This is a genomic window from Stenotrophomonas tumulicola, assembly GCF_014117215.1.
In the GTDB taxonomy this organism is placed as follows: Bacteria; Pseudomonadota; Gammaproteobacteria; order Xanthomonadales; family Xanthomonadaceae; genus Stenotrophomonas; species Stenotrophomonas tumulicola.
The window spans coordinates 22,707-29,836 of record NZ_JACGXS010000020.1 but is presented as its reverse complement, the minus strand read 5'-3'; the positions used below and the strand labels follow the sequence as shown (position 1 = coordinate 29,836).

The 7,130-nt window shown below is 66.3% G+C and carries 4 protein-coding genes; all 4 read left to right on the top strand.

The genetic code is table 11. The features are described from left to right. The first annotated feature begins 490 nt into the window (after window positions 1-490). The 4 genes from H4O11_RS19035 to sucB all read left to right on the top strand — a co-directional run bounded on the left by H4O11_RS19035 (window position 491) and on the right by sucB (window position 7,085). On the top strand, window positions 491-1,915 hold the full coding sequence (locus H4O11_RS19035; RefSeq protein ID WP_182342561.1) for a ribosomal protein uL16 3-hydroxylase: 1,425 nt from the start codon (window positions 491-493) through the stop codon (window positions 1,913-1,915). A gap of 2 nt (window positions 1,916-1,917) precedes the next feature. After that, complete coding sequence (locus H4O11_RS19030; protein WP_182342558.1) at window positions 1,918-2,820, top strand: GNAT family N-acetyltransferase; 903 nt, start codon at window positions 1,918-1,920, stop codon at window positions 2,818-2,820. A 186-nt stretch (window positions 2,821-3,006) separates the two neighbouring features. Continuing rightward, complete coding sequence (locus tag H4O11_RS19025; RefSeq protein ID WP_182342553.1) at window positions 3,007-5,838, top strand: 2-oxoglutarate dehydrogenase E1 component; 2,832 nt, start codon at window positions 3,007-3,009, stop codon at window positions 5,836-5,838. A gap of 41 nt (window positions 5,839-5,879) precedes the next feature. Continuing rightward, the gene (gene sucB, locus H4O11_RS19020; RefSeq protein WP_182342551.1) at window positions 5,880-7,085 is read left to right on the top strand and encodes a dihydrolipoyllysine-residue succinyltransferase; all 1,206 of its coding nucleotides are present in this window, start codon (window positions 5,880-5,882) and stop codon (window positions 7,083-7,085) included. Window positions 7,086-7,130 lie beyond the last annotated feature (45 nt).

The following is a 7,130-nucleotide window of genomic DNA, read 5'->3' as shown; positions in this document are numbered from 1 at the left end:
GTAGAGCGGGGCCATGCCCCGCTGCTCTTGTTTCCGGCATCGCGCCAACGGCAGCGGGGCATGGCCCCGCTCTACCAATTTTTTCTTGCGCATACCGCATCCGCCCCACCTTCGACAGGTCCATGCGGCGTCAGGTAGCGCCGGGCCATGCCCGGCGGTAGGTAATGGGGTGATGGGTAGAGCGGGGCCATGCCCCGCTGCTCCTGTTTCCGGCATCGCGCCAACGGCAGCGGGGTATGGCCCCGCTCTACCGATTCGTTCTTGCGCGTACCCCGCCCGCCGCACCTTCGACAGGTCCATGCGGCGGCAGGTAGCGCCGGGCCATGCCCGGCGAAATGGGGTGATGGGGATGGGTAGAGCGGGCCCGCCCGGCCAATCCCAGATGCAGCTCTTGCCACCCCGCAGGTGCATGACATCGCCCAACGGCGGACAATAGGCGTATCGACGGCTTCGCGGCCGCCCTCCTGTTTCCGCTGCAAGGATGTCCCCCATGGCTGCACGCAAATCCGCACCTGCCTCCAAGACCCATGCCATCGAAGTCCACGCCAGTGCCACCAGGCCGTTGGGCATGGCCCCGGCGACCTTCCTGCGCGACTACTGGCAGAAGCGCCCGCTGCTGATCCGCAACGCCTTCGCCGATTTCCAGACCCCGGTGATGCCCGACGACCTGGCGGGCCTTGCCTGCGAAGACGGCGTGCTGGCGCGGCTGATCGAGCACGACCGCAGCAGCGACGGCTGGCGTGTGCGCAGCGGCCCGTTCCGGGAAGACGTGTTCCCCGCCCTGCCCGACCACGACTGGACCCTGCTGGTGCAGGACGTGGACAAATGGGATCCGGACGTGCGCGCCTTGATCGCACGGTTCGATTTCTTGCCGCGCTGGCGCATGGACGATGTGATGATCAGTTTCGCCGCCACCGGTGGCTCGGTCGGCGCCCACGTGGACCAGTACGACGTATTCCTGCTGCAGGCGCACGGCCATCGCCGCTGGCAGATCGACGCCAGCGAGTCGACCCGGGGCAAGCGTCCGCCGCTGGATTTCCGCCCGGACGTGGAACTGAAACTGCTGCAGAAGTTCAAGCCGACCCACGATTGGGTGCTGGCCCCCGGCGACATGCTGTACCTGCCACCGAACGTACCGCACAACGGCGTGGCGGAAGATCCGTGCCTGACCTTCTCCTTCGGCATGCGCGCGCCCGCCTCGGCCGAGCTGATCAGCGATTACCTGGATACCCTGATCGTCGATGCCGACGAGTCCATCCGTTACCAGGACCCGGACCTGAAACTGCCCGAAGACCCGAACGAGATAGACGTGGCGGCGATGAACCGCGTCGTCGACGCGCTCAATGCCATCCGCATGAATGACCCGGACAAGCTGGGCGACTGGTTCGGCCGCTTCATCACCACCTACCGGGCGGCGGGCGAAGTGATGCCCAGCAGCCCTGCCCCGGCGCTTGAAGAAGTCGACCAGGCACTGGCGCAGGGCCTGCTGCTGGAGCGCCACCCCTGGGCGCGACTGGCCTGGCGACGGGCCAAGCGCGGCGCCAGCCTGTACTGCAGCGGCCTGGACCTGGGCGTATCGGTGAAAGATGCCCAGCGCATCGCCGCAGCCGAACGCCTGGACGATGCAGCGTGGCGCGGCCTGTCCGCCAAGGGCCGCCAGGCGCTGCAGGAACTGATGGTGCTGGGCTTCTACCAGCTCACCGATCCCAATGCGGACGATGCGTACGAAGACATCCTGGATGCCGGTGACGAGGTGGTCGAGGCCGCCGGCACCGTGGACACGATCGACGTGGAGGACCTGTCCGACGAAGTGCGCGAAGTAAACGTGCACGAAGACGGGGTGGAGGTCGTGGTCAGCTTCGAGGACCATGACGACGACGTCCCGGACGACGGCGCCGGCCAGCGGCGCCACTGAACATGGCCGGCTTCCGTGTCCTGCGTGTCGACCACGCCAGCCGGCATGCCGACATCCACGCGGTGCGCCAGCAGGTGTTCGTGCACGAACAGGGGGTGCCCGGTGAACTGGAGCGCGATGCGCTCGATCCGGTATGCACCCATGCGTTGGCGGTGGATACCCAGGACCGGCCGATCGGGACCGGCCGGCTGCTGCCGGATGGACGCATCGGCCGCATGGCGGTGCTGGCCGGCTGGCGCAGCCACGGCGTTGGCGCGGCCGTGCTGGACGCGTTGGTACAGGCCGCAGCGGCGGCCGGCCTGCAGCAGGCCACCCTGCACGCCCAGCTGCCGGCCTGCGATTTCTATGCCCGGCATGGGTTCATACCGGAAGGACCACGGTTCGAAGAGGCCGGCATCGTGCACCGGCAGATGCGCCGTACGCTGGGCTCGGCGGTGGCCATCGAGGGCCTCGACGCGGCGCTGGCGATCACCACCGCCATCATCCACCGCGCCCGTCGCCGGCTGTGGATCCACAGCCGCCAACTGGATCCGGGCCTGCTGGATGCGGGGCCGGTACAGGCGGCGCTGCGGCGCTTCGCCACGCGCCCGCACGACAAGCAACTGCGGGTGATCGTGCAGCAGGCGGCCGCCATCCAGGCCGCCGATGCGCCCCTGCTGGCCCTGGCGCAACGGCTGCCCAGCGTGGTCCAGGTCCGTGAGGTCAACGATCCGATCGATCGTGGACTGGCCTCGGCCTGCCTGGTCAATGACCGTGGCGACTACTACTTTCGTCTGATGGGGAACCGGCTGGAAGGCGAAGCGGCCATCGCGCTGCCATCACGTTCGCAACCTGTTGAGGACCGATTGCAGCGTGTCTGGGACCGTTCGCGTGACTGCACCGAATTCCGCGCGCTGGGCATCTGACAGCGGCGCCACCCGGCAACCTGTCTGCCAGCGACACAAAGGGTCCAGCCACTCCCCCTCGGTGCCCCTTCCTTCCCGGATGGGGGTACAATTCAAGTGTTTGAACGCGCCCGAGTCTGGCTATTCATCCTGCCTGCCGGGTACTTCCAGAGCCCTACCCCACAAGCGAAAAAAACACTCTCCATCGTGGACAATCTACTGAAGCAGTTTGCGCAGTCATCGCAACTCGCCGGCGGCAACGCCGCCTATGTCGAGGACCTGTACGAGCAGTACCTCGTCTCTCCGGACAGTGTCGATCCCAAATGGAAGACCTATTTCGACGGCTTCAAGGGCCGCGAAGCAGGTGACATCCCCCATTCGGCCGTCATTGCCCATATCGTGGACGCCGCCAAGGGCGCGCTGAAAAGCGGCACCGGCGAAGGAAGCGGCGACGAGCGCGAACGCAACGTCGGTCGTCTGATCACCGCCTATCGGTCCCGCGGCCACCTCGGCGCCCGGCTGGATCCGCTCGGCCTGGCCGAGCCGACCAATCCGCCGGACCTGGGCCTGGCATTCCACGACCTGTCCGATGCCGATCTCAATACCGAGTTCAGCACCGGTGGCGTGGGCGGCCAACCCCGCATGAAGCTGCGCGACCTGCTGGAGCGCCTGAAGGCGACCTATACCGGCTCGATCGGCGCGGAGTTCATGCACATCTCCGAGGTCGAGCAGCGCCACTGGATCTACAAGAAGCTGGAGCTCGCCGGCGGCGACTACCAGCTGGATGCGGATACCAAGCGCCGCACGCTGGAACGCCTGACCGCGGCCGAAGGGCTGGAACGCTACCTGCACACCAAGTACGTGGGCCAGAAGCGCTTCTCGCTGGAAGGTGGCGATTCGCTGATCCCGATGATGGATACCATCATCCGTGACGCCGGCAAGGATGGCATCAAGGACGTCGTGGTCGGCATGGCCCACCGCGGCCGCCTCAACGTGCTGGTCAACACCCTCGGCAAGAACCCGCGCAAGCTGTTCGACGAATTCGAAGGCAAGTTCGAACACGACGACCACGCTTCGGCGGGCGACGTGAAATACCACATGGGCTTCTCGGCGGACGTGTCCACCGACGGCGGCCCGGTGCACCTGGCGCTGGCATTCAACCCATCGCACCTGGAGATCGCCGACCCGGTGGTCGCAGGCTCGGTGCGCTCGCGCCAGGAACGCCGCAGCGACACCGCGCGCAAGCAGGTGATGCCGATCCTGATCCATGGCGATGCGGCATTTGCCGGCCAGGGCGTGGTGATGGAGCTGTTCCAGATGTCACAGGCCCGCGGCTTCGCCGTTGGCGGCACCGTGCACATCGTGGTCAACAACCAGGTTGGCTTCACCACGTCCAACCCGGAAGATTCGCGCTCCACGCTGTACTGCACCGACGTGGCCAAGATGATCGCGGCACCGGTGCTGCACGTGAATGGCGATGACCCCGAAGCGGTGGTGTTCGCCGCCAGGCTGGCCTTCGAGTTCCGCCAGAAGTTCAGCAAGGACGTGGTCATCGACCTGATGTGCTACCGCCGCTGGGGCCATAACGAGGCCGACGAGCCGGCGATCACCCAGCCGCTGATGTACAAGGTCATCCGCAAGCACCAGACCACCCGCGAGATGTACGCCGCCAAGCTGGAACAGGCTGGCGTGATCGACGCTGGCGGCGGCAAGGCGCTGGTGGATCGCTACCGCGAGAAGCTCGACGGCGGCGAAGTGACCACCGAGCTGGCACAGGTCGAGAAGACCCCGCCGACCAGCCCACTGTTCGTCAACTGGCCCAAGCTGCTGGAAGGCAAGCTGTCGGACAAGATCTCCACCGCCGTCGGCATGGACAAGCTGACCGCGCTGGCCAAGCTGATCACCACCATTCCGGAGGACGTGCAGGTACATTCGCGCGTTGCCAAGGTCTATGACGACCGCCGGAAGATGGCCGCCGGCGAGATCCCGGGCGACTGGGGCTTTGCCGAGAACCTGGCCTACGCCACGCTGCTGGACGAAGGCAACCGCCTGCGCCTGGTCGGCCAGGACGTCGGCCGCGGCACGTTCACCCACCGCCACGCGGTGCTGCACGACCAGAACACCGACCAGTACTACCTGCCGTTGCGCCAGCTGGTGGATGCACCGGAGAAGGCCACCATCATCGATTCGCTGCTCAGCGAAGAGGCCGTGATGGCGTTCGAGTACGGCTTCTCCACCACCGACCCGGGCACCCTGTGCATCTGGGAAGGGCAGTTCGGCGACTTCGCCAACGGTGCCCAGGTCGTCATCGACCAGTTCATCGCCGCCGGTGAAGCCAAGTGGGGCCGCCTGACCGGCCTGACCCTGCTGCTGCCGCATGGTTACGAAGGACAGGGCCCGGAGCACAGCTCGGCGCGCCTGGAGCGCTTCCTGCAGTTGTGTGCGCTGGAGAACATGCTGGTATGCGTGCCGTCGACCCCGGCGCAGGCCTTCCACATGCTGCGCCGCCAGCAGCACCTGACCACCCGCAAGCCGCTGGTGGTGATGTCGCCCAAGTCGCTGCTGCGCCACAAGCTGGCCGTGTCGACGCTGGAAGAGCTGGCCAATGGCGAGTTCCAGCACCTGATCGGCGATGCGAAGGCCGATCCGAAGAAGACCAAGCGCGTGGTGCTGTGCTCGGGCAAGGTCTACTACGACCTGCTGGAAGACCAGACCAAGCGTGGCCAGGACGACGTGGCGATCATCCGCGTGGAACAGCTGTATCCGTTCCCGCGCGCGCTGCTGGCTGCCGAGCTGAAGAAGTACGGCAAGGCCACCGACGTGGTGTGGACGCAGGAAGAGCCGCAGAACCAGGGCGCGTGGTACCAGATCCGCCACCACCTGCAGTACTGCGTGGCCGCTGGCCAGAACCTGCACTACGCCGGACGTTCGCGCTCGGCTTCGCCGGCTGCCGGCCACATGGCTGACCATGTCATCGAGCAGCAGAAGCTGGTCGCCGACGCACTGGTCAACCCGTTCGACGACTCGGTCGCCGAATAACCTCCCCCATTCCAAGAAATACGAACCCAGGAAGCTCCCGCATGGCCACCGAAGTCAAAGTCCCGGTACTGCCCGAATCCGTCTCCGACGGCACCATCGCCACCTGGCACAAAAAGGTCGGCGACGCCGTAAAGCGTGACGAAAACCTGGTTGACCTGGAAACCGACAAGGTTGTTCTGGAAGTCCCGTCCACCGTCGACGGCGTGCTGAAGGAAATCAAGTTCCAGGAAGGCGACACGGTCACCAGCTCCCAGGTGCTGGCGATCATCGAGGAAGGCGCGGTGGCCGAAGCCGCCGCACCGGCCCCGGCCGCCGAAGAGAAGAAGGCCGAGGCTGCGCCGGCCAAGGCTGCCGCCGCACCGGCCGCCGCACCGGCACCTGCCGCCAAGTCCGGCGCCGATTCGCTGCCGCCCGGCGCCCGCTTCACCGCCATCACCGAAGGCGTGGACCCGGCCAACGTGGACGGCACCGGCCGCCGCGGCGCGGTGACCAAGGAAGACATCGTCAACTACGCCCGCAATGGCGGCGCCGGCAAGGCGGCAGGTTCGCGCCCGGAAGAGCGCGTGCCGATGACCCGCATGCGCAAGCGCATCGCCGACCGCCTGATGGAGTCGAAGAACTCCACCGCCATGCTGACCACCTTCAACGAGGTCAACCTGTCCAAGGTGTCGGCCGCGCGCAAGGAACTGCAGGAAGAGTTCCAGAAGGCCCACGGCATCAAGCTCGGCTTCATGAGCTTCTTCGTCAAGGCCGCCGCCAACGCGCTGCAGCGCTTCCCGCTGGTCAACGCTTCCATCGACGGCACCGACGTCATCTACCACGGCTACTCGGACATCTCCATCGCGGTGTCGACCGACAAGGGCCTGGTGACTCCGGTGCTGCGCAACGTGGAGCGCCAGTCGTTCGCCGACATCGAAAAGGGCATCGCCGACTACGCCAAGAAGGCACGTGACGGCAAGCTGGGCCTGGACGACCTGCAGGGTGGCACCTTCACCGTGACCAATGGCGGCACCTTCGGTTCGCTGCTGTCCACTCCGATCATCAACCCGCCGCAGAGCGCCATCCTGGGCATGCACGCGATCAAGGAACGTCCGATCGCCGAGAACGGCCAGGTCGTGATCGCGCCGATGATGTACCTGGCGCTGTCCTACGACCACCGCATCATCGATGGCAAGGACTCGGTGCAGTTCCTGGTGGACATCAAGAACCAGCTGGAAAACCCGGGCCGCATGCTGTTCGGCCTGTAATACCCGCCTGCCCCTCCCTCCCGGGAGGGGTTTGTCGATCCGGGG

Excerpts from the sequence above, each read along its gene's own strand:
- sucB (WP_182342551.1), top strand. The coding sequence starts at position 5,880 with ATGGCCACCGAAGTCAAAGTCCCGGTACTGCCCGAATCCGTCTCCGAC.
- H4O11_RS19035 (WP_182342561.1), top strand. The coding sequence starts at position 491 with ATGGCTGCACGCAAATCCGCACCTGCCTCCAAGACCCATGCCATCGAA.
- H4O11_RS19030 (WP_182342558.1), top strand. The coding sequence starts at position 1,918 with ATGGCCGGCTTCCGTGTCCTGCGTGTCGACCACGCCAGCCGGCATGCC.